Raw genomic sequence first — 20,132 nt, forward strand, 5'->3', positions numbered from 1 at the left:
CCCGCTCCCCGTAGCCTGCGGGGCCGCGAGGGCCGCGTGCCGTGCTCTCCCACCGGTCGCCAGCCGGGTCATGGCCGGCCTGCGCAGCCCGCGGCCCTCCCCCACCGACCGCGAACGCGACATCCTCACCCACATGCGCCGTATCTACGGCAAACTGGGCGTCGACACCCGGGCGGGCGCGGTCGCGGTGGCGAAGGAACAGCGGCTGCTGCCCTGACCGCCGCCCGAGCCGGAGTACGGGCCTGCGAGAGGACTCCATGTGACTGCGTCGGCGTCAGGGGCGGGCGACCGGGACCCCGGTGCCCGGGAGGACGAGTACCGGCCGGATCCGCGCCGGTGGCGAGCCCTGTGGGTCACTCTGGTGGCCGGCTTCATGAGCCTGCTGGACGTCACGATCGTGGCGGTCGCGCTGCCCACCGTCCAGAACGACCTGCATGCCTCTCCCGCACAGGTGCAGTGGGTGGTGTCCGGCTACACCCTCACCTTCGCCCTCGCCCTCGTCACCGCCGGCCGGCTCGGTGACGCCCTGGACCGCCGCCGGATCTTCCTGCTCGCCCTCGGCGGCTTCGTGCTCTTCAGCGCGGCCTGCGGGGCCGCTCCCGACATCACCCTGCTGGTCGTGGCCCGCCTCGCCCAGGGCCTGGCGGCGGGCTTCATGGCGCCCCAGAACTCCGCGCTCATCCAGCAGTTGTTCCGCGGCGGCGAACGCGGCCGGGCCTTCGGCTACTTCGGCGCCACCGTCGGCATCTCCTCCGCCTCGGGCCCCGTCATCGGCGGCGTGATCCTCGCGCTGGCCGATCATCAGCAGGGCTGGCGCTGGATCTTCTACGTCAACGTCCCCATCGGCATCCTCGCCGTCCTGCTCGGACGCCGTCTGCTGCCACGTACCCGACGGTCCGGCCGGGGACATGTGGACGTGCCCGGCGTCCTGCTCCTCGGTCTCGGAGTCCTCGCGCTCATGTATCCGCTGGTCCAGGCGGAGTCCGGCGGATTGAGCCGACTGTGGTGGATGTTCCCGGCGGGCGCCTTGATCCTCACCGTCTTCGTCCGCCGACAGCACCGCCTCGTCGCCCGTGGCATCGGACCGCTGCTCGACCCGCGCCTGTTCACCACGGTGCGCGGCTACGCCGTCGGCGCCGGCGTCGGCACCCTCTATTTCATCGGCTTCAGCGGCGTCTGGCTGGTCTTCGCCCTCTTCTACCAGCACGGGCTGGGCTTCTCGCCCCTCCGGTCCGGCCTCGCTGTCACTCCGTTCGCCCTCGGCTCGGCGGGTGCGGCCGTGGTCGCGGGCCGGCTGGTGGACCGGCTCGGCCGCCTGCTCACCGTGTGGGGACTCGTGGGTGTGATCGTCGGCCTGGGCGGCACCGCTCTGCTGCTGCGCCTCGCGCCCCTGGACATCGCTCCCTGGATCGCCGCCCCCGTCCTGTTCCTCGGCGGTGTCGGCGGAGGCTTCGTGGTCTCCCCCAACATCACCATGACCCTTCGGGACGTACCCGTGCGGATGGCGGGCGCGGCGGGCGGCGCCCTGCAGACCGGGCAGCGGCTCGGCGCGGCGGTGGGCACCGCCGCCCTGCCGGGGCTCTTCTACCTGGTGCTCGCCAGGAGCGACGACTACCAGGGCGCCCTCGTCGTCGCGCTGGGCGCCGCCCTCACGGCGATGCTGGCGTCGCTGGCCCTGGCGGCGTTCGACTGGCGGCGCGACCGGCGAGCGCGCGACCCTCACCGGAAGTGCCCGGAGGAGGTCGCGAACAGCCCGGTGCACGCCCGGCAGAGCTGACCCACCCACCGGGCCCCTGTCGGAGTACCGGCGATGACGCGAACGACCGACGCGGATGCTGGACGTAATCGGCACGGCTGGTGTCGAGGAGCCGTTCCACCACTGACAGCACGTTCTCCGGTCCCGGCAGACGGCCGCGCCGATCCGGACCGCGATCGGCGCCGCCCGCACGACCACCGCCCTCGGACAACACCGAGAGTGGGTCGTGGTCGCCGCCGTGCCCCACAGGGCGATCGGTCGGGCGGGGCATGGCTTCGTGACGGCCAGGGCCTCGATCGGTTCCCGCGTGGCGCGGGCGTTGGTTCCGCGCTCTCCTTCCGGATCACAGCTCCGGCTCCCGGCCGCGACGAACCCGACGTCCGCGCCGAAGCCCTCGTCGCACGTCCCGACGGCCCGCCGCACCGCGCGGACGACGCCGCCCCGCTCGCGCCGCGCAGGATCGCACCGCCCGACGCCGGCCGGCCCCGGCTCGCGGTCGGCCGGACCGTACGCCTGTCAGGTCCGCACCCTCGTGGATCGTCCGGACCAGGGCTCCCATCCCGCTGCCCTCGCCGAACGCCGCGTGCACCAGGACGCGGCCGAGCGACAAGACGCCCCACGGCGGCTGCGGTTCACGCAGGTGACGACGGGGAGGACCAGGCCCGTTCAGCTCCGGCGGGGCCTCCCACTCGTCGGTCTCGGCCCTCAACCCGCGAACGCCGAGCACTCCGTATACGTATCCTCGCAAGGATCGCTTGTTCGCCGCGGGCGGACGCATGACGTGCTGGAGCGTCACGCGGGGTCCGCGCGGCGTTACGGTCGACCGGCCGCACCGGTCCGCCGCCGTGCGCCCGCCCACGGGCGGGCAGTGACTGCGGTTGCCCTGTCGGCGGGCAACCGCCCGGCCGAGCGGTTCCGTCAGTCGATCCCGTCGGCGCGGGGCAGTGCGGTCCGCGCCGCGGGGAAGCCACGGGGACCGCCTGGCCGCGGACAGGACGGTACGTGGGGAAGCACGGACTCACGAACCGAGTACCGTCCCGCCCTCTGCCGCCTTCCGGCTGTCGACCATGCCCGCGACCTGGACGCGGGAGGTGACTCCCAGCTTCGTGAGAATGTGCTCGACGTGGGTGTCGGCAGTGCGCTTCGAAATGACGAGGCGTTCGGCGATCTGCCGGTTGGTGAGTCCTTCGGCGATCAGGTCGGCGACCTCGCGTTCGCGCGGAGTGAGGGGGCCCAGAGCGCTGCCGTTGTCCACGTCCGGGGGCGGCGCGGACGTGCTGCGGTGCCCACGCCCGCAGGCGATGTCGATGAGGGCCGGCACCTCCAGCTTGGCTCCGTACGCGTAGACGTGGGTGAAGCGCTCGGCGCCCAGACTGAGCATGAGGGTGTTCTCGGTCTCGGTGTGCAGGGCGCTCAGCGCGCGCACTCCCCACAAGGTGGTGCCGACCTGCCGCCAGAGTGTCGTGGAACCGCCCAGGAGCGTCGCGGCGTGTTCGTATTCCTGTTCGGCGCACGCGACCCAGGACAGGAATTCCACGGTGGCCGCCAGGCTCATGGTCTCGCCCTGGTCGAGGGCGGACGGCAGCACCTCGCGACCCAGTTCCCGGCTTTCCGTGAGCCTGCCGTCCGCCCACAGCGCCAGCACGCGGGTGATGGTCATGTAGTTGCGTACCCATCGCTCCCGCGGGAGGTGCGCCAACTCCCGCAGACACTCCTCCGCCTCCCGCAGGGCTTTGGCGGGACTGCCGTGGGCGGCGTGGAACACCGCGGTGTTGATGTAGCCGGCCACCAGAGGGAACAGGTCGCCGGACGCCCTGAGCAGCCGCCGCGATTCCTCGTACGACGCCATGACGCGCTCGACGTCCCTGCTCCACATGAGCATCTCGTAGGTCTCGACGTAGAGGGCGCGGGCGCGCAGGAAGTCGTCGTCCAGGGACTCGGCCACGGCCCGGCAGCGCCGCACCATCTCCTGCGCCGCCCGGTCCGCCTGGAGCAGCCCGTAATAGGACCCGTAGTACAGGGCGACGCCCTGCTCGACGGTCGGCTCCGCCTCGGCTGCCAGGGCCTTGTCGATCCAGCGTCGCGCCTCGGTCAGCCTGCTTCTGCCCAGCCACAGCCCCCACAGTCCGTTCACGATCCGGAGCGCGGCCTCATCTGCCGGACGGGCGATGGCGAAGTCCATGGCGACCCGGAAATTGTCGAAGTCGGCGGTGAGCCGCCCTCCCCACTCGAGTTGCTGGTCGCCCAGCCACTCTTCGCCTGCCCGCTCGGCCATCCGCAGGAAGAACTCCTGATGACGCCGCGCGTACTCCTCGGTGTGGCCGTCTTGCTCCAGTCTCTCGGCTCCGTATTCCCGGACCGTGTCGAGCAGTCGATAGCGGTACTCGACGACGCCTTCCACTCGCTGCACCACCGACTTGTCCACCAGGGCACCGAGGAGGTCGAGTACGTCCCGCCCTTCCAACTCGCCTCCCGACCCGACTTCCTCGGCAGCCGCCAGGGTGAAGCCTCCGGCGAACACCGAGAGCCTTGCCCAGAGTTCCCGTTCGGCTGCCGAACACAGGCTGTGGCTCCACTCGATCGTGGTGCGCAGGGTGTGGTGGCGGGCCTGTGCGGTCCGCACTCCGGCAAGGAGCCGGAACCGGTCGTCGAGACGTCCAAGGATCTGTTCGAGGGGCATGGTCCTCAGCCGCACGGCGGCCAGTTCGATGGCCAGGGGAATGCCGTCCAGGCGCCGGCAGAGAGCGATGACTTCGGACCGGTTCTCCGCGGTGAGCGCGAAGGACGGCAGGGCGGCCTTGGCCCGGGCGACGAACAGGGCCAGCGCGTCGTTGTCGTGTTCGTCGGCGTCCGTGTCCGGGCTGGGCATCGGCGGGATCGGCAGGACGAACTCGCCGGGCAGGGCGACGGGTTGCCTGCTGGTCAGCAGGAACACCAGCCCCGACGAGTGGCTCAGAAGGATGTCGACGAACACGGCCATCGCCTCGACCAAGTGCTCGCAGGTGTCCAGCACCAGCAGGGCCTGCTTGTCCGAGAAGTGGTCGATCAGCTGATCCATCGGCTCCGTCGAGGCGACCTCCGGCAGGCCGACGGCGGAGGCCACCGTGTTGGGCAGAAACTCGGCGTCCCGCAGTCCGCTCAGTTCGGCGATGCTGACGCCGTCGGGAAAGTCGACGGCCATCTGGTGGGCGGCCCGAATCGCAACCCGGGTCTTGCCCACACCGCCGAGCCCGGTGAGGGTCACCACCCGGGCCTCCGTCGCCGCCCTGCGGACGGCCTCCAACTCGGAGGCGCGGCCGATGAACCCGGTTGTCTCGTTCCGGGCGCCGACTCGAGCCCACTTCCACTGCGTCACGAATTCCTCCCTCTGCGTAACCAAGAGCATCGCACGCAACGAGCGACCGACGTACCGGAGTTGCGGACGCGGACCACGTGTGCGGTCAAGCGTTCGCCCCCTCGTGGCCCGGCATGCAGGCGGCCACCGCGGCCGACGCTCGACCTGCCTAGGTGCACCTACGTGCCGCCCCACCCGTACGTATCTCCTCCCGCGCAGATACCGATCTTGCGCGGGACTCACATGGGCGGCAGGTGGCACAGGGCATAGTCGTCGGTGCCGCAGGGCCCGGCGGCACGCGGCGATTCGGCATCCCTGATGCGCTTCGCCCTGTTCCGATCCGGCACCGCCTACCCGAAAGCGAACCCACGTGACCAATCTCGCCGCCTTGTTGCTGGAAGCGGCCGTACGATTCCCACTCCGATCTGCTGTCCGGCTGCGGGAGACGATCCTGAGCTACGCCGAGCTGAACGAGCTGAGTGCCCGGGTGGCGGGCGGGCTGTCCGCCCACGGCGTGCGTGCGGGTGACCGGGTGGGGATGATGGTGCCGTACGCTCCGGCCTTTCCCGTTCTCTACTTCGGTGCTCTGCGTGTCGGGGCGATCGTCCTGCCGATGTACCCCCGTACCGAGTCGGCCGCGGCACGGCCTCGCGGAGACGCCCGCGGTGCGCGACTGGTCTTCACGTCTCACGACACCACGCAGGTCGACGGCGTCGAGACGGGCGACACGACCGCCGTCCCGGTCGGCCCCGACTTCCTCACCCAGATGGGACTCTGGCCCCAGGCCCAGGACGTGGTGAGCCGCGCCGACGAGGACCTCGCGGTCGTGGTTCCCGCCGAGGGCCCGGCGAACAGCCCCCACAGCCTGGCACTCAGCCATGGCACCTTGCGTGAACACGCGGTCGTGGCTGCCCGAAGGGCGTTGGAGCAGACGTTCACACCTGGCACGTCCGAGTTCCCGGGCAGCGGCCAGTCCCACGGCCTCAACGCCGTGATGCTCGCCGGAGCCTGCCTGGCCTTTGATCACGCGAGTACCGCGCCGGTCTCACGCGCCCTGCCAGGAAGACGCATGCCGGCCGACACCGCTCTCCCGGACGGGACCGCTGACAGTACCGGGTAGAAAGCCGTCGTCGCCCGGGGTGGCGTCCTCGGACACGGTGATCGACTCCCTGATCGTCCGCCGTCGGCCGGGCATCACGGCAGCGCGCACGCGGTCAACAGGCCACCGGCGGGGTCCTGGTAACGCTCTCTCGCAGCGCGGCCTCGTGGCCCGTCGACGGTGGAAGGCGCGCTGAACCGGGCAGCATGAACCCGCCGCGTTCTTCCCGAGCGGTACGACGGCCTGTACACCCCCCCCGCGAAGGGACTCGGCATGACTCTCGGAAAACTGTGCGCGCTCCTTGTCGCGCCGCTGATGCTGATTGTCGGGTTCGGGGCATCGTTCGCCGGAGCGTTCGCGCTGATCGCCGGGCTGCTGGCCGGCTCCGAAGACGGACCTCCGACATGTGACGGCAAGGTCATGCGCCCCGGCGACCAGTGCATGGTCAGCATCAACGGGCAGCGCTCATCGGCCGGTTACGACGAGATGATACGACGCCGCGAAGATACGCCGCGTAACTCGCTGATCCTTGGAAGTTCCTGCCTCGGCGGCGGCGTGGTGCTGTTGCTCGGCGGCTGGGGAATCGTGCGCCGGATGGGATCGAGTGACAACTGGTGAGCCCATGACAGCCTTGCTTCGGTGCGGGCGCCAAGGCCGTCGGGCTCTGGAAGCGGGTCAGCGGGGCACGTCCACACGCTGTGCGCCGACGACCGACAGCGGTTACGGGGCTCTCTCCGCTCGGAAGCCGGGGGTGACCGTGCAGATCACGACTCGCTGGTCCTGATCGGTGATGTCCGGGACGGCAGTCGAGCGTGAGGGGACCGATCACGGGGTGCCGAACGGTCTTGCGTGGGGCAGGTTCGGCCGACAGGTCGTGGGCCGCCCACAACCGGGCGAACTCCTCACCGCCGCCGGGACCTTCGATGCTCACGCGATTCACGTCTCCGGCTGAGACGGCCACCGCTCCCCGCTGCGGAACAAGCGCTCCAGGAAGGGCGACTGAGAGGGTGTCGACGGTGCGGGCGCGCCGTCCCCGCGTGCCACGGGCGGCCTTCTCCCGGTGCACGAGGTGGCATAGCGCCATGTCATTCGCACCATGGCGTGGTCGGACAGGTCATGGGGCGCAGCCGTTCGGCCAAGGGCCGCCGGACCGCAGGTGGATGCGCACTCGGTGGTCCCGCTCGGTGTCCGAGGTCCCCCGGCTCCAGGGCGCGTCCACGGCACGCGGCCGCGACCCGGAGCCGGGGATGCCGCCCGGCTCGGTCAGCCGGTGTGGACCTTCAGAGCGGAGCGGACGGCGGATTCCAGAGCGCCCTCGATCCAGGCCGGCTTGATCGAGGTGTGATCCCCCGCGAAGTGCAGGGGTCCTTCGGAGGTGGGGATGTCGGGAAACAGCTCCGTGTGCTGGCCGGGGAAGAGCACGGACGCCTCTCCGTAGGCGTAGTGGTCCCGCGTCCACGACTGGGTCCGGCATTTGCCGGTGAAGAACACCTCGCAGCGGCGGCCGAAGACCGCCTGCACTCCGGCGAGGGCGCGCAGACAGCGCTCCTCGTCGGCGTAGGCGTCCCACTTGAGGGCGTCGTCGGACCAGCTGTAGGAGGCGAGCACGATGCCGCCGTCGCTGCCTTCCATGGGCTGGGCGTGCTCGAAGTACATGAAGCGGTTGGCGTTGTCGCTGACGGCGCCGCCACCGCGGACGTGGGCGGCCTCGACCTCACCCTCCATGGCGGGCCTGAAGGCGGTGAAGCAGTGCTTGTAGTCATCGGGGATCGTCACCCCCAGGTCCTTCACCGACTTGTGGGCACCGAGATATCCGGCGTCCCTGACCTTGCCCGCCCGATACTTCTCGTAGAGGCCGTCCTCGATCGTGTCGAGGGCCCGCTTCCACTGTGCCTCCGTGAACTCCCACCAGCGCCGCGAGAATTCGAGCAGCACCTTGGTCGCGGAGTCGTAGTGCAACTCCGTGATGGCCCGGCGCTTGCCGTACGACAGCGGGGGGTCGAACGCGACGTGCCGCAGTCCGGAGAAGGGCACGGTGATGATCGCCTCGTCGCCCTCGAAGACCTCCGTGGTGCCGCCCTTACCCGTCTGGCAGTCCTCCGAGACGGTGTGCACCCGCACTTTGCCGCCCGCCCGTTCGACGCGTACGGCGCGCCGGTCGAGCCGTACCTTTCCCTTCACGGGCGCGTACAGCGCGTCGGCGAGCAGCGCGGTCCCGCCCTTGATCTCCCAGAACTTGGTCCCCGGGGAGATCAGTGCGCTGGACAGGAAGCTGTGCAGGAAGGAGAGGTGCAACCGCGAGGTGAGGTTCTGGACGGTGCCGACCAGGTCGATGGTGTGGGTGTCGAGCCCCGCGGCTTCGGTGAGGTAGCGGTACATGGACCAGTGTCCGTACCTCTCGAGCACCTCGGCCCACCCGTCGACAAGGGCGGTCCCCTCCTTGCCCCGGACGAGTCGGTGTACGGGTTCGAGCGCGTCGGCGAGGATGGCGGCGGCGGTCTTCTTCCGGTGCGCGCCGGTGACGTTGAAGGTGTCGTTGACCCTTTCCGGGTTCTTCTCGTAGTCGGCCCGGCGCTCATGGATGCCGTTGACGTGCATCCAGGTGCGATTGGTCTTCGTCGCCGGGTCGTCCGGGTCGACGTCCACCAGGTAGAACTCCTGGCGGGGAAGGTCGAACTTCTTCAGCAGGGCCATCAGGAGCGGGTGACTGTCCGGCAGCCGCATGGCACCGGCCTCGGCGTACTGCCGGGGATCGGCGAACGGCTGCGCGCCGTTCTCATGGCCGCCCTTGCGGAAGGTCTTGACCCGGCCGCCGACCCGGTTACCGTTGGCCTCGATCACGACGACGTCGTGGCCCGCCCGGTTGAGCAGGTCGGCGGCGAGCAGGCCGGCCGGCCCCGCCCCGACGACCAGTACCCGCTTGGTGGCCTTCCCCCTGCCGGTCGGCAGACCGTTGTCGACGATCTTCACGTAGGCCGGGACCAGGGGCTTGTCGTGTTCGTCGTGGACCACGACGGCGCGGGCGACCGTCCGGTACGCCTTCGGATCGGTGCCGGGCGGGGCCGCACCCGGCTTGACGGCGGGCGCGGTGGCGGGACTGAGCGCGGTCGCGGGGGTGGCGGAGGCCGCGGTGAGCCCGACCGCGAGCGCCGAGGCGCCGGTCGCCGTGACCACGGTGCGCCGGGAGGGAGCGGCGTCCTGGTGTGTCGACGGAGTGCTCACGTCTGAGGTGTTCGCGTTCTGAGTGTTCATCGCGCATCACTCTTGGTGCGCGAGCGGCACTCGGGGTAGCGCCTTCACACGGACGTGCCGCTCAAACCACCCGAACGGGTCTGCGGTCCGTGCCCATGTTCACCAGGGACCCGGGCGACCGGGCCCGTCGGCGGAACTCGGCGACGGCGCTTTCGTGTTCGGGGCATCTCCCGGCGTGACCGAGCGGGGCGGTGGAGACGTCGACGCGCGGCTCCGTAGTGCGGTGGCGGCGTGCGACGGCTTTCGGCGAGGTCGGTGAACCCCACCGCGCAGGAACGAGCGACCGGAGGCCGGCAGTCGTCCCGTCCGCCGGCCCGCGGGGCGAAGAAGTCGCCGAGGTCCGCCACGTCGTGCAGGGCGGCGGTGACGGACGCCGCCGAGGCAGGGGCTTCGTGCACGGTTCCTGTCTCCTTCCGACTCTCCGTCCGTACGGTCAGGGAGCCGTACGCCGTCGTGGCGGCGTGATGACGTACAGGTCGAGGACGTCCGGCGAAGGTGCCACGCCCGGTCCGCCCGCGCGTGCCCAGGCGGCGACGTCCTCGGTCGCGTCCGGGTCGTTGACCAGTCCGAGCCAGACGGGTCGGGCGCCTGCGGCCCTGCCCTCCGCGGAGGGCTGGACGACGATGACGTCGGCGTGTTCGCAGACGTCGAGGCAGGCGGACACCCGCACCGGCACCTGAGCGCGCAGACGTGCCGTCCGGGCCGCGTGGTCGGCTCCGGTCACTTCGGGGCTGCCGCAGCAGCAGTCGCGGCACCCGACGACGCGGCACGGCACGGGGCCGGCCGCCGCTTCGGTCCTCGCGTCGTCCGTCGTCCGTCGTTCGTCCGGTCGGCGTCGCGGGCATGCGGTGCCGTCCCTCTCTCCGGGGAGATCCGCCCCGGTGGTCCGTCGAGGAGGCGACCGCGTGAGTCTCCTGGCTCTCGGGTCGATGCTCGTCCCGGCCTTCCCACCCGTTGCCGGGCAGTGGCCTGTCGGGAAGCGCTCGCCGATCACAGTGGCGGGACCGCGCCGGATTCAGACCGGCTTCCTCGTTCCGCCGCCGCCTTGTCGCCGGACACCATCCCCTCCCGGGACACCGTCCCGCCCGCCCGGTGCCGACCGTCAGTCCGTCTCCTGGGCGTGGGGGGCCGTCGCGGGCGGATGGGCCGGACGGTCCCGTCCGCCGTCACGGCCCGACACCACCACGACGACCAGCCCTACGACGACGGCCCCGACCGCGACCCGTCCTGCCGCCCGCACCCACCACCCCGGACGGGCCGCTCCCCCGCCGGGGGAGCCCAGCCGTCCGGCCCGCCGGGCAGGTCTCAGCAGACGCAGCAACAGCAGCGCGGCGACCGGGAGTTGCAGTAGCCACAGCACGGTGCGCGGCCACTCCCCGTACCAGACGTTGGTTCCGTACAGGAGCGTGTGCCACACGCTCAGCACGTAGACGACGATCACGAAACGGTGCAGCCGTCGCCAGGTGTTCGCTCCGATGCGGTGCCGGACGTAGAACAGCAGCCCCAGCGGAATCGCCAGGTACAGGGCACCCTGCCCGATCGGGATGGCGACCTGGCCGGTCCCGGAGTCGTACCAGCCCGGCACGAAGGTGTCCGCGAAGGCCACCCACAGCCGTTCCGCCCAGTCCACCTTCGTCTCGTAGCGGACGAGTTCCGCCGCGAACATCAGCGCGTGGGCGAACATCAGCGCCGTCGTCGTCAGGCTCGTGGTGCGGTGCCAGCGCTCCAGCACCTGCCGGGAGACCGGCAGCCGGGCGGGGCGCGGCCCCGACAGCAGCAGACCGAGCATGACCGTGCCCCAGGCCCACAGCAGGCCCGACCACCCGAACGCCTGACTGAGCAGGTACATCCAGTAGGTGCCGGGGTCGTCCATGAACGGCATGACCGCGACCGTGTCCGACTCGCCGGACTCCATGCGCGCCCACAGGAGGGCGAACACGAGCGCCGTGACCACCATCGCCGCGGTGGCGTCGGGCAGGGCGGCCCGCAGGTCGCCGCGCAGCGCGACGCGGTCACCAGGGGGCCGTCGCCGTTCGGGCGGGGCTGCCGCCCCGTCTTCGTCCGGCCTCGCGTCTGACGTCATCAGGGGCCTCCGGGGCACGGGCCACCGCATAACGGTGCGCATGTGTCGTGAGGCAACGAGTCTGGCTGATGGGGCAGCGATCCCCAGAGGCGTTATCCGGCCAGAACCACCACGAGAACTGCGCGGGGCACACCTGGTTTCCGCCTCCCTCCACATTCAAGTCAACCGCCGGAGCCCCGCTGTCGCAGGAACACGAGCGCCTCCGCGCTGATACACGCAGCCGGTTCGCGCCTCCCGTCCGCACCGACGCCCGGTGGCGCGACGCAAGCGGGGACCCGGCGCGGATCCGGGGCTGTCCGCGGCGGTGAGCGGGAACGAAAGCCGTCGACCTGCCACCGCTCCCGCGTCCCGCGGGCTGTGCACGTGACCTCGTGGACCGGGTCGGCGGCATGGACGGTCGTACGTCGTGCGTGTGGCCGCGCCTCCTTCCCTGCCGGTGTCCGAGGACCGGGACGGAGGAGGAGTGTGTGCGTCACCCAGCCGGTTCTCTTCGGGCACACCGTCCCTGCCTGGGCCGACGCGCTGGCCGGTGGGCCGGGGCCGACGGCGCCGGGGCCCGGCATTCGCACCCGCCGGGGACACCATCCTTCGGGCCACACCGTGCCGGGTGTCTGCCACGGCGCTCCGGGCGAGCTGTACCGGGGCCCGTCGCGACCGGGCACCGAGCCTGAGATCGCGGTGGTGTCCTTTCCCGTGGACCGCCACACGCGCCGCCGCTCGGGGAGAAGCCGGTGCAGGCGGCCCGGCCCTTCCTGGACCGCTACGGCCTCGCCTCGCCCCCGGACGACCGGCGCAGCCACTCCGAACTGCCGGTGGACGCGGGTACCTGTCCTCCTTGAGAAGGAGTCGCACCCACCCGCTGGTCGTTCGACGGCGGAAGCGACAGCACCGGTCAGTGCTCAGCGGGCTCCCACCACATGAGATTGGCGGCTGCCCGGGCCACCGGCTCGATGATCTCCCATCCTTCGGCGATCAGCCCCTCGTCGATCCGCCAGATATCGACGACCGCGATCTCCGGCCCGCCGTCGGGGAGCCGCCGCCGCGAGTGCATCACGACGTGATCGCCGTCGGCCAGCAGGTGGTGGACGTCGACCCGCATATCGGCGAGCGGGGTGAGTGCCGCCTGTACGGCAGCGAGCCATTCCGCTCTGGTCGAGGAGGTCGAGTCCGGCCTGTGATGGACGAAGTCATCGCTCAGCGACCGTTCGAGCGCGTCGACGCCGCCCGTCTCGATCAGTTCCGCCAGTGCCCGTTGAACGACGCTCTTGTTGTCTGTGGTCATGGACGCAGTGTTTCCGCGGTCGCAACGGTTGTCGATGAAGTCGGATTTCATGGCGCGCGGCTCCACGATGAGTACCCTCGATGACGTGTATACGGTCGGGGAGTTGTTGCGGCAGTGGCGGCATCGCCGACGACTCAGCCAACTCGATCTTGCGATCGCGGCCGACGTCTCGGCTCGTCACGTGAGCCTGGTCGAGACGGGCAAGTCCAACCCGAGCGCCGACATGGTGCTCCGGCTCGCGGACCGGCTCGATGTGCCGTTGCGTGATCGCAACCGGCTGCTGCTCGCGGCCGGCTTCGCACCCCGGTACGCCGAGCGGTCCCTCGATGACGACGCGCTGTCGGCGGCCCGTGACGCGGTCGAGAGGGTGCTGCGCGCACATGAGCCGTACCCGGCGGTGGCCTTCGACCGCCGGTGGAACATCGTGCTGACCAACCGCGCGGTCGAGCCGTTCTTCGCGGACGTCGATCCCGACCTGCTACGGCCGCCGGTCAACCTGGTGCGGCTGGGACTGGACCCGCGCGGGCTCGCCCCTCTGGTCGTCAACCTGGACGACGTGCGTGTGGTGTTCCGCTCCCGTATCAGGCGTCAGCTCGCCGTCGCTCCCGACGCTGAGCTCACCGCGCTCTACGAGGAACTGCTGGAGCCCGATTCCGAGGACGCGCCGAGCCGATCGGTCGAATCCGATGTCCTGATCCCGATGATCCTTCGCTTCGACGGACGAGAGCTGCGGTTGTTCTCGACCATCACCACATTCGGCACCCCGATGGACATCACGCTCGACGAGGTCGCGATCGAGTCCTACTACCCGGCGGACGCGGAGAGCGCCACCTACTTCGAGGAGTCCGACGGTGGTGTTCGAGCAGCCGTCTGTCCCTGATCTCCTGCCGTGACGGTGGAGGGGGCGGTGCCGATGGTGTCGTTGATCGAGGAGCTGGAGGCCCGGGAGGCGGCTGCCGGGTGCGGGCCGCGCAAAACGAACCACGGCCGCTGGGCATCTCCCCACTTCGGCCATCACCGCTCAAGGGCACGCGGTGGGTTTCCTCGTCCTCCAGGACAAGGAGCCCTTTTCAACCTCGCGCCGAAGCTGCGAGGCGGAGCGCTCGGACGAAAACCCCTTGCGGCCGGGGGAGGCGATCGCCCTACGGTTGCTCCCCGTGACCATCGAGATGCCCTACCAGTCACTTCCGGTCGACCAGTCGGACGTGCGCTACGTCCATGGACCCGATTCCGCTCCACAGTTGGGCGTGCCCGCTGGTGAGACGGTCGCGTTCGAGTGGAGGGACAGCGAGGTCTACCCGGGCACCTTCCGGAAGTTCTGGGTACACGTGCCTGCACAGTACGACCCGGCGGAACCGGCATCCTTGATGGTCTTCCAGGACGGATGGTGGTACCTGGACCCCGCAGGGGAGGTACGCGGCGCGATCGTCCTGGACAACCTCGTCCACCGCGGTGACATCCCCGTCACCATCGGCGTGTTCGTCGATCCTGGCGTCTTCCCCGATGCCGAGAAGCCGAAGAACCGCAACAACGAGTACGACGCCTTCGACGACCGGTACGTCACCTTCCTCCTCACCGAGATCATCCCGCAGGTCGCGGAGCGGTACACCATCGCCCAATCGCCCGAACAGTGGGGCATCTGCGGCGGGAGCAGCGGCGGCAACTGTGCCTTTACCGCCGCGTGGCTGCGTCCGGACAAGTTCCGCCGCGTCATCGGATACCTGTCCAGCTTCGCGCAGATGCCGGGCGGCAACCCCTACCCGGACCTCGTCTCCCGCGTCCCCCGCAAGCCGCTGCGCATCTTCATGCAAGGCGGCCACCGTGACCTGCGCTGGAATGAGCCGCAGTGGAACTGGCTCGCCGAGAACCTGCGGGTGGCGGCCGCTCTCGCTGAAGCGGGCTACGACTTCCGCCTCGTCCTGGGAGACGGCGGACACAGCCCCAACCACGGCGGTGTCCTGCTGCCGGACGCTCTGCGCTGGCTGTGGCGGCCCGACGAGGATTGATCGGTACACGGCATCATCCGACCTCGCGCCGACTGCGTGGACCTCCTGGCCGCGCTGGTTCCCACGCTTCGACAGACCCTCGACCGTGCGGTGGCCAAGGCGTTCGTGATCCTGGACGGCACGCTGCTGCCCATCGACCGGATCGCCGCCGCACTGCCCGGCGCCATGCGCGACATCAAGGCGGCCCGCACCCACGGCATCATCGACGCCTTGGCCGAGGTCGGCCTGGTTCGCTACGGCGACGAGGGCTACCAGGGTGCCGACGGCACCGTACGGGTGCCTTCCGTGGCAAGCACCGCGACCTCTCCATCGGCCGGCAGGCCGTCCTCGCACCTCACATCGCACGGGCCTGAGATCGGAAAGGGCTCATGGTCGAGAGCGTGCTGCGAGTGCGGGCAGGTCACAGCACCGGAAAGCCCCGTCCGGTAGCCGTCCGAGTGGGACGGGTCAGGAGGACGTGACGGCTGGAGCCGTGCGGCAAGACGCACGGCAAGGGCCGGGGGCACGGGGCACGGGGCACGGGGCACAAAACTCACTCCTTTCCGGGGCACAGCAGGCCCGAGCAGTCCGACGGAACGCCCGACAGTGGCAATGGCCCATAAGCGGGCGTCAACGGATCATCGGACCCGCCACCGAGGTGAACAGCGAAGACGTCGTGAGGCACCCGAGCCGGCGATGCCTGTCCCCGTTCTCGTCCCTGCGCGAGATCGTCGTAGTCGTCGGGGGCGTCGCTCGTGCGCATGCGACCGGTGCGGGTGGTTCGGCCTTCCATGCTGTTCCCCACTGGTGCCGTGTCTGCGTTGAGTCGCCCGGTCGGCGTGGGCACATGTATCAAGGCCGCGGTCGTGCCGGCTGACGATCGCGGGCCTGGCGCCTGCGAGTTCGAGGCAGAGGGCCTTCAGCGGAGATGACCTGGACGTTGCCGCCGTGGTGCTTGTGCTTCCCGGACCACCAGAGGTCGGCGCCTTTGGGCCCGGGGGCGGCGACGCGGTCCGTACGGATGACGGTGCCGTCCAGGTCGAGATGGGTGTAGCCGGCGGCCGCCGCCCGTTCCAGCGCGGTGGACAAATCCGGGGCGTGGTCGGCGAGCACCGTCAGCCCTTCGTGCAGGTAACGGTACGCGGTGGGCACCGAAACCCGGTTGCCCCGGGCGAGTTGGGCCAGCCGGGCCCCGTCGACGAATCACCGCAGCACCAGGACACCCTGCTTGAAGACGCCCAGAGCGCGGGTCCCCCTGCGGGTGCCGAGCCGTTCGTGGTGCTTGCGCAAGAGTTGGGCGAGAGTCTCGGCTGTCTTCCTGCCGACGTCGAGTGTTGCGGTGTAGGTGATACTGGTCAACCCGTGAAGCCTCCGGGTTCCGGAACGTGATCTTCGCAGACCAGCTCCTACCAGGGGCTTCTCGCGTATCTGTTGCCAGGTCGAGCCCGTCTGACGGCCCTGGTCAGCCAGGAAGATCGCGGATCTGTCGGACGGGCGGCGTGGCCAATACCCTGAGCCCCGTCCGCACTACCTGGGGAGAGTCATGACAAGCAGGTTCACCGAGTTGGCCGTTGACTGCCATGATCCGGAGAGGCTCGCGGCCTTCTGGTGCGAGGTCCTGGACTTCAAGGTGATCGACCGGAGCGAGGGCAAGGTCGAGATCGGCTCCTGGGTGCCGACCGTCGAGGACGTTCGGGCCCGTCAGATGCCGCCCACCCTGCTGTTCATCCAGGTACCCGAGGGCAAGACCGTGAAGAACCGGCTTCACCTCGACGTCAGCCCGATCGACGGCAGCACCGAGGACGAGGTGACCAGATTACTCGGCCTCGGCGCCACCAAGACGGATGTGGGCCAGGGGTCAGACCGAAACTGGGTGGTCATGGCAGACCCGGAGGGCAACGAGTTCTGCGTCCTACGCACCCTGGCACCACAGACCTAGGGTCTGTGGTGAAAGTGCTGGTCACAGTCACTCGTTGACGGCCGCGACCAGCACGGTCGCTTCATGGCGGACGGCGAGTTCGTCGTACCGAGTGGCAACGGCCCGATGGCGCTTGAGCCGGTTGATCCCGCATTCGACCGCGTGCCGCTGCTCGTAGTCGTCCTTCTGGTGCCACGCGGCCGCTCACCACAAGGAGGAACGGACCTGAGTGAGGCTGACGCGACTCAACACGACGTCCCAACCCCGAAGGCTGGGACGTCGGTAGTTTCAGCCGCGCTTCCGGCAGGCCCTTACTCCTCGCGGCTGAGGGTTTGGAAGTTTCCACGATCAGGATTGCCCACGCTGCGCCGCATCTTCGGATGCGCCTTCGAGCCGCCGAATTCCCACGGGTTGCCATCGCAGACGCTGATCGACAGCTGCTTCGCCGCCTTGTCGTCGGGATACAAGCCCCACTCACCGGAGCCGCTGCACTCGGACACCTTGTCGCCGTCGCGGTTGTACTCGGCAAGGTTGGTTACGACAACGGTGCCATCGTCCTTGAAGTGCAGGGTCCCGGCCTCGCCACCGGTCCAGGTGCCTGGGATGTCGGCCCGAGCCAGTCTCTGCTGCTGCCACATGCACCCCGTGGCGAACACCGACACCGCGACCACGACCGCGACCGTCGAGACCACCGCACGCAACCTCACCGCAGCGACTCGCCCTCGTTCATCACGCATGACTCCCCCTTGCGTACGTCGCACCTGGTCGACGCTCGTGCCGGATCGGCAAGCGCGCTCACGATGCCACGAAATTTGAACATGTTCAACTCTGCGAGATCGTGAGCGTTGAGACCGATGAAGCCCATTTCGGCGATGGCAGCGGGGCCGGGCCGCCGAGACCCAGAGCAGTCGGCCACGATCGTCGGTGACGGCGATCACGAGCAGGCCGTGGCACACACCTTTGCCCGAGCAGTCGTACCGGTTCCCTTCCGGGTGCAGCGTCGGGTGCGGATCAGTGAACCGTCCGGCAGCATGATGCCGCCACCGTCCCGGTGATCTTCCTCAGCGCGCGATCCAGCCGTTGAGCACGGGCGGCCAACAAGCCGGCGACCTCGCGCACCTGGCGGGTGGCGGTCATGCGACGCACCCCGCTTCCACCGGCCAGAACGCCAGGCCGCCGGTCACAGCGCAGCTCCACCAGCACCAGGGCGGCGATCTTCCCGAGCGGCAGCGCCCGCCAGGTCCTCCCCGTGGGGTGCCTGCGGACGGTGGTTTCCGGGAGCTGCGCACGTGTGGGAACCGTGCGCGGTGGGCAGAGCGCTGAAGCGGGTCCGATCAGTTGGCTGACGTGTTCCGTGTCATCTCGGCTGCCTCGGTGAGGGCGCGTTGTCTGAGGTCGCCGAACAGTTGCATCGTGACGGCGGCCAGGACGTCGTCCCCGCCGACAGTCCGCCTGTCCCCGCGGCGGGTGGACAGGGCGAGGAGCGGGTCCTTGAACAGCGGGGCCAGGGCCGGCTCGCCGGGCACCACCAGACTGACCGTCCCGAACCGCTTGACCCCGCCCTCGCGGACGACCTTGGCCGCGTCCCGGGCCAGATCCGTCAGGAACACGCTCGCGATTCCGTCCAGGTCGCGGACCATCACCGGGACCGCCCTCACCCCCCGGCTCCCCAGCAGCCTTCTCACACCGGCTTCGAACCGGTGGGCGCCGGCCACACCACTCGGTGTGCGCGCCCCGCGGCGCTCACGGACAGACACGAGCGCACCGTCGGCGTTGCGCACCTCGCCCAGCAGGCCGTGGAAGGTCGGACTGTGCAGGTACCACGCCGATCCCAACTCCACCTCGACGTTCCGCTCGATCGCCGAGATCAGGTCCTTGGGCATCAGCCTCTTCCTGGCCTCCTCGGCCGCCGCGCTTCTCGCGGCGTCGATGATCTCCGTCAGCACGGTCCGCGTCACCGACGCGGCGGCCCACGCGGCTGACCGAGAGACGTGCAACGAGGTCACGTCCCTGAACACCGCTTTGACGAGCTGAGGCTTGAACGGCAGGTCGGTGACGACGGAAGCGGTCTGCGGCCCGCTGCGCTGGGTGCGTGGGCGTTGTGTGGTCATCGAAGAATGTGCTTTCTGCTGTCGGTGGTGTCCGTGGTTCGTGCCGCGCCGGAGGAGCGAGACGACAGAGTTCTGCGGAAGGCGCCGAGCCGACGCAGGGCCTGCCGGGCGGGGGTGCCGCCGGGCGACGTGCTGTGGTGCGGCGCCGTGCCGGTCAGGCGACCTGGTACCTGCCGACCTCCAGGAAGTGGCGCAGTGCTTCGGGTGTGTTGTCGTCGAGGGCGGCGTTGGCTGCCGCACGCAGGGCCGGGCTGGCGGCCGGGTCGGCGAGGATCCGGACTACGGCCACTCTCAGGTCGTCTGCGTCCGGCTCGTCCGCGGACGAGGACGCCGCGGGCACCGTCGCCGCAGTCGGTGCCGCCGTAGCGGCGAAGGACGGGGTGGCAAGCAGGAGGGCCGGGGCGAGGATGCCCGCGGCGATGCCGGGCGCTACACGATGCAGTCGCAAGGGTAAAGCTCCTCTTGGTCGGCCGGGCACGTGAGTTGAGAACGCCTCAGGGCGTTCACTTCGGTCATGCTGCCACCCGGGTCTGACAGTGGCTCACTGCCCTGCAGCGGTCGCATGGCACCATGGCCACGGACATGGCGATCGAGCTGGCGGTGAAGGTGAAGCGGGAGGTCCCGGACTGCTTCGTCTCCTTCGGCGGGCACAGCGTCTCCTTCGTCGCCGAGGACGTGCTGGAGCAGGCGGCCGGGGCGGTGGTCCGGGGCGAAGGCGAGCCGGCGATCGCGCCGCTGCCGGAGGCGGTGCGCGACGGCGGGGTCGACGGCGTCCCCGGTATCGTCACCGCCGCCGGACGCAGTCCCGCGCCGCTGATGATGCACGGCGTCGACGGACCGCTCCCGGCCCGCGACCTGATGCGCGTCGTCGCCGCGTCCCTCATCGGCACCACCATCGAGTGGTACGACAACTCATCAGATCAGAGCTGCGACCTGCGCGTTTGCCGAGTCTGCCCCTTCGAAGTCAGCACCGAACCAGCACCGAACCAGCACCGGAGATTCTCGTGCCGGGTGAGAGAGCGGGAAAGTACGCCCAGGCCGGCTCGGAACTCGGCCACGGACCCCGAAGCAGGTCACTCACCGTAACGAGCTCACCGTCCGGCTGCGCACCGGTCTGAGCCATCGCGCCGCCGGCGGGGCCTGGGGCCGGGAGACCGAGCGTGACCGCGCACGGCAGCGCCGGGACGCCGAGGCACAGCCGCTCCTGCACGCCTGGGAGACGTACCAAAGCTCGCCACACGGTTTCCGCGGCCTGCGTGCCGTCACCCGGTCCGTCTTCCACCACACCCGGATCCTCGTCCTGGACGGATCC

15 protein-coding genes, 5 pseudogenes and 1 riboswitch are annotated in these 20,132 nt (G+C 70.1%); of the genes and pseudogenes, 9 read left to right on the forward strand and 11 right to left on the reverse strand.

The window, feature by feature from the left end; all coding sequences use genetic code 11:
- Positions 1-22: 22 nt before the first annotated feature.
- Both ACZ62B_RS01860 and ACZ62B_RS01865 read left to right on the forward strand, forming a co-directional pair.
- Positions 23-217 (forward strand): annotated as a pseudogene (locus ACZ62B_RS01860) (DNA-binding response regulator); the annotation flags it as partial.
- 42 nt (positions 218-259) lie between these two features.
- The gene (locus tag ACZ62B_RS01865; protein WP_468722573.1) at positions 260-1,777 is read left to right on the forward strand and encodes an MFS transporter; all 1,518 of its coding nucleotides are present in this window, start codon (positions 260-262) and stop codon (positions 1,775-1,777) included.
- A gap of 997 nt (positions 1,778-2,774) precedes the next feature.
- Here the strand turns inward: ACZ62B_RS01865 and ACZ62B_RS01870 are convergent.
- Complete coding sequence (locus ACZ62B_RS01870; RefSeq protein WP_469689130.1) at positions 2,775-5,111, reverse strand: ATP-binding protein; 2,337 nt, start codon at positions 5,109-5,111, stop codon at positions 2,775-2,777.
- A 349-nt stretch (positions 5,112-5,460) separates the two neighbouring features.
- Here ACZ62B_RS01870 and ACZ62B_RS01875 point away from each other — a divergent pair, with 349 nt between their 5' ends.
- Together ACZ62B_RS01875 and ACZ62B_RS01880 are read left to right on the forward strand one after the other, a co-directional pair.
- Positions 5,461-6,210 (forward strand): AMP-binding protein, encoded by a 750-nt coding sequence (locus ACZ62B_RS01875; RefSeq protein ID WP_469689131.1) that lies wholly within the window; start codon positions 5,461-5,463, stop codon positions 6,208-6,210.
- Between the two features lie 252 nt (positions 6,211-6,462).
- Positions 6,463-6,807, forward strand: coding sequence for a hypothetical protein (locus ACZ62B_RS01880; protein WP_344560456.1), 345 nt, complete (start codon positions 6,463-6,465; stop codon positions 6,805-6,807).
- Between the two features lie 193 nt (positions 6,808-7,000).
- On the opposite strand, the pseudogene ACZ62B_RS01885 reads toward ACZ62B_RS01880, so the two are convergent.
- The 5 genes and pseudogenes from ACZ62B_RS01885 to ACZ62B_RS01905 form a co-directional block, all read right to left on the reverse strand.
- Positions 7,001-7,273, reverse strand: a pseudogene (locus tag ACZ62B_RS01885) (MmyB family transcriptional regulator); the annotation flags it as partial.
- 179 nt (positions 7,274-7,452) lie between these two features.
- Positions 7,453-9,411, reverse strand: coding sequence for a flavin monoamine oxidase family protein (locus ACZ62B_RS01890; RefSeq protein WP_344560349.1), 1,959 nt, complete (start codon positions 9,409-9,411; stop codon positions 7,453-7,455).
- A 463-nt stretch (positions 9,412-9,874) separates the two neighbouring features.
- Positions 9,875-10,216, reverse strand: a complete 342-nt coding sequence (locus tag ACZ62B_RS01895) for a (2Fe-2S) ferredoxin domain-containing protein (protein WP_469689132.1) — start codon at positions 10,214-10,216, stop codon at positions 9,875-9,877.
- A 112-nt stretch (positions 10,217-10,328) separates the two neighbouring features.
- Positions 10,329-10,517, reverse strand: a riboswitch (cobalamin riboswitch).
- Between the two features lie 26 nt (positions 10,518-10,543).
- Positions 10,544-11,524 carry a ferric reductase-like transmembrane domain-containing protein gene (locus ACZ62B_RS01900; RefSeq protein WP_344560347.1) on the reverse strand — a complete coding sequence of 327 codons (981 nt, stop codon included), beginning with the start codon at positions 11,522-11,524 and terminating at the stop codon, positions 10,544-10,546.
- 892 nt (positions 11,525-12,416) lie between these two features.
- Positions 12,417-12,806, reverse strand: a complete 390-nt coding sequence (locus tag ACZ62B_RS01905; RefSeq protein ID WP_344560346.1) for a nuclear transport factor 2 family protein — start codon at positions 12,804-12,806, stop codon at positions 12,417-12,419.
- Positions 12,807-12,891: 85 nt separating this feature from the next.
- On the opposite strand from ACZ62B_RS01905, the gene ACZ62B_RS01910 reads away from it, so the two are divergent.
- The 3 genes and pseudogenes from ACZ62B_RS01910 to ACZ62B_RS01920 form a co-directional block, all read left to right on the forward strand.
- Positions 12,892-13,686, forward strand: a complete 795-nt coding sequence (locus ACZ62B_RS01910) for a helix-turn-helix domain-containing protein (RefSeq protein ID WP_344560452.1) — start codon at positions 12,892-12,894, stop codon at positions 13,684-13,686.
- Between the two features lie 277 nt (positions 13,687-13,963).
- Entirely contained in the window at positions 13,964-14,812 is an 849-nt protein-coding gene (locus tag ACZ62B_RS01915; protein ID WP_469689133.1) for an alpha/beta hydrolase, read from the forward strand.
- A 27-nt stretch (positions 14,813-14,839) separates the two neighbouring features.
- Positions 14,840-15,150, forward strand: a pseudogene (locus ACZ62B_RS01920) (IS5/IS1182 family transposase); the annotation flags it as partial.
- 547 nt (positions 15,151-15,697) lie between these two features.
- Here ACZ62B_RS01920 and ACZ62B_RS01925 read toward each other — a convergent pair.
- A pseudogene (locus tag ACZ62B_RS01925) lies at positions 15,698-16,150 on the reverse strand (transposase); the annotation flags it as partial.
- A gap of 184 nt (positions 16,151-16,334) precedes the next feature.
- Between ACZ62B_RS01925 and ACZ62B_RS01930 the strand changes: the two are divergent.
- Complete coding sequence (locus ACZ62B_RS01930) at positions 16,335-16,730, forward strand: VOC family protein (protein WP_344560344.1); 396 nt, start codon at positions 16,335-16,337, stop codon at positions 16,728-16,730.
- A 290-nt stretch (positions 16,731-17,020) separates the two neighbouring features.
- On the opposite strand, the gene ACZ62B_RS01935 is transcribed toward ACZ62B_RS01930, so the two are convergent.
- The 4 genes from ACZ62B_RS01935 to ACZ62B_RS01950 all read right to left on the reverse strand — a co-directional run bounded on the left by ACZ62B_RS01935 (position 17,021) and on the right by ACZ62B_RS01950 (position 19,268).
- Positions 17,021-17,446, reverse strand: a complete 426-nt coding sequence (locus ACZ62B_RS01935; RefSeq protein WP_344560343.1) for a hypothetical protein — start codon at positions 17,444-17,446, stop codon at positions 17,021-17,023.
- A gap of 274 nt (positions 17,447-17,720) precedes the next feature.
- A complete protein-coding gene (locus ACZ62B_RS01940; RefSeq protein ID WP_469689134.1) occupies positions 17,721-17,846 on the reverse strand; it encodes a hypothetical protein in 126 nt (41 codons plus the stop codon).
- Positions 17,847-18,043: 197 nt separating this feature from the next.
- Positions 18,044-18,820 carry a hypothetical protein gene (locus ACZ62B_RS01945; RefSeq protein WP_469689135.1) on the reverse strand — a complete coding sequence of 259 codons (777 nt, stop codon included), beginning with the start codon at positions 18,818-18,820 and terminating at the stop codon, positions 18,044-18,046.
- Between the two features lie 154 nt (positions 18,821-18,974).
- Positions 18,975-19,268, reverse strand: coding sequence for a hypothetical protein (locus ACZ62B_RS01950; protein WP_469689136.1), 294 nt, complete (start codon positions 19,266-19,268; stop codon positions 18,975-18,977).
- 137 nt (positions 19,269-19,405) lie between these two features.
- Between ACZ62B_RS01950 and ACZ62B_RS01955 the strand changes: the two are divergent.
- Positions 19,406-19,688: pseudogene (locus tag ACZ62B_RS01955) on the forward strand (hopanoid C-3 methylase HpnR); the annotation flags it as partial.
- Positions 19,689-20,132: the final 444 nt, after the last annotated feature.

Source organism: Streptomyces sp. NPDC053426, assembly GCF_055585405.1.

Coding starts and splice junctions, on each gene's coding strand:
- ACZ62B_RS01940 (WP_469689134.1), bottom strand. CDS start 17,846: ATGACCGCCACCCGCCAGGTGCGCGAGGTCGCCGGCTTGTTGGCCGCC.
- ACZ62B_RS01905 (WP_344560346.1), bottom strand. CDS start 12,806: ATGACCACAGACAACAAGAGCGTCGTTCAACGGGCACTGGCGGAACTG.
- ACZ62B_RS01935 (WP_344560343.1), bottom strand. CDS start 17,446: ATGCGTGATGAACGAGGGCGAGTCGCTGCGGTGAGGTTGCGTGCGGTG.
- ACZ62B_RS01900 (WP_344560347.1), bottom strand. CDS start 11,524: ATGACGTCAGACGCGAGGCCGGACGAAGACGGGGCGGCAGCCCCGCCC.
- ACZ62B_RS01880 (WP_344560456.1), top strand. CDS start 6,463: ATGACTCTCGGAAAACTGTGCGCGCTCCTTGTCGCGCCGCTGATGCTG.
- ACZ62B_RS01945 (WP_469689135.1), bottom strand. CDS start 18,820: ATGACCACACAACGCCCACGCACCCAGCGCAGCGGGCCGCAGACCGCT.
- ACZ62B_RS01930 (WP_344560344.1), top strand. CDS start 16,335: ATGACAAGCAGGTTCACCGAGTTGGCCGTTGACTGCCATGATCCGGAG.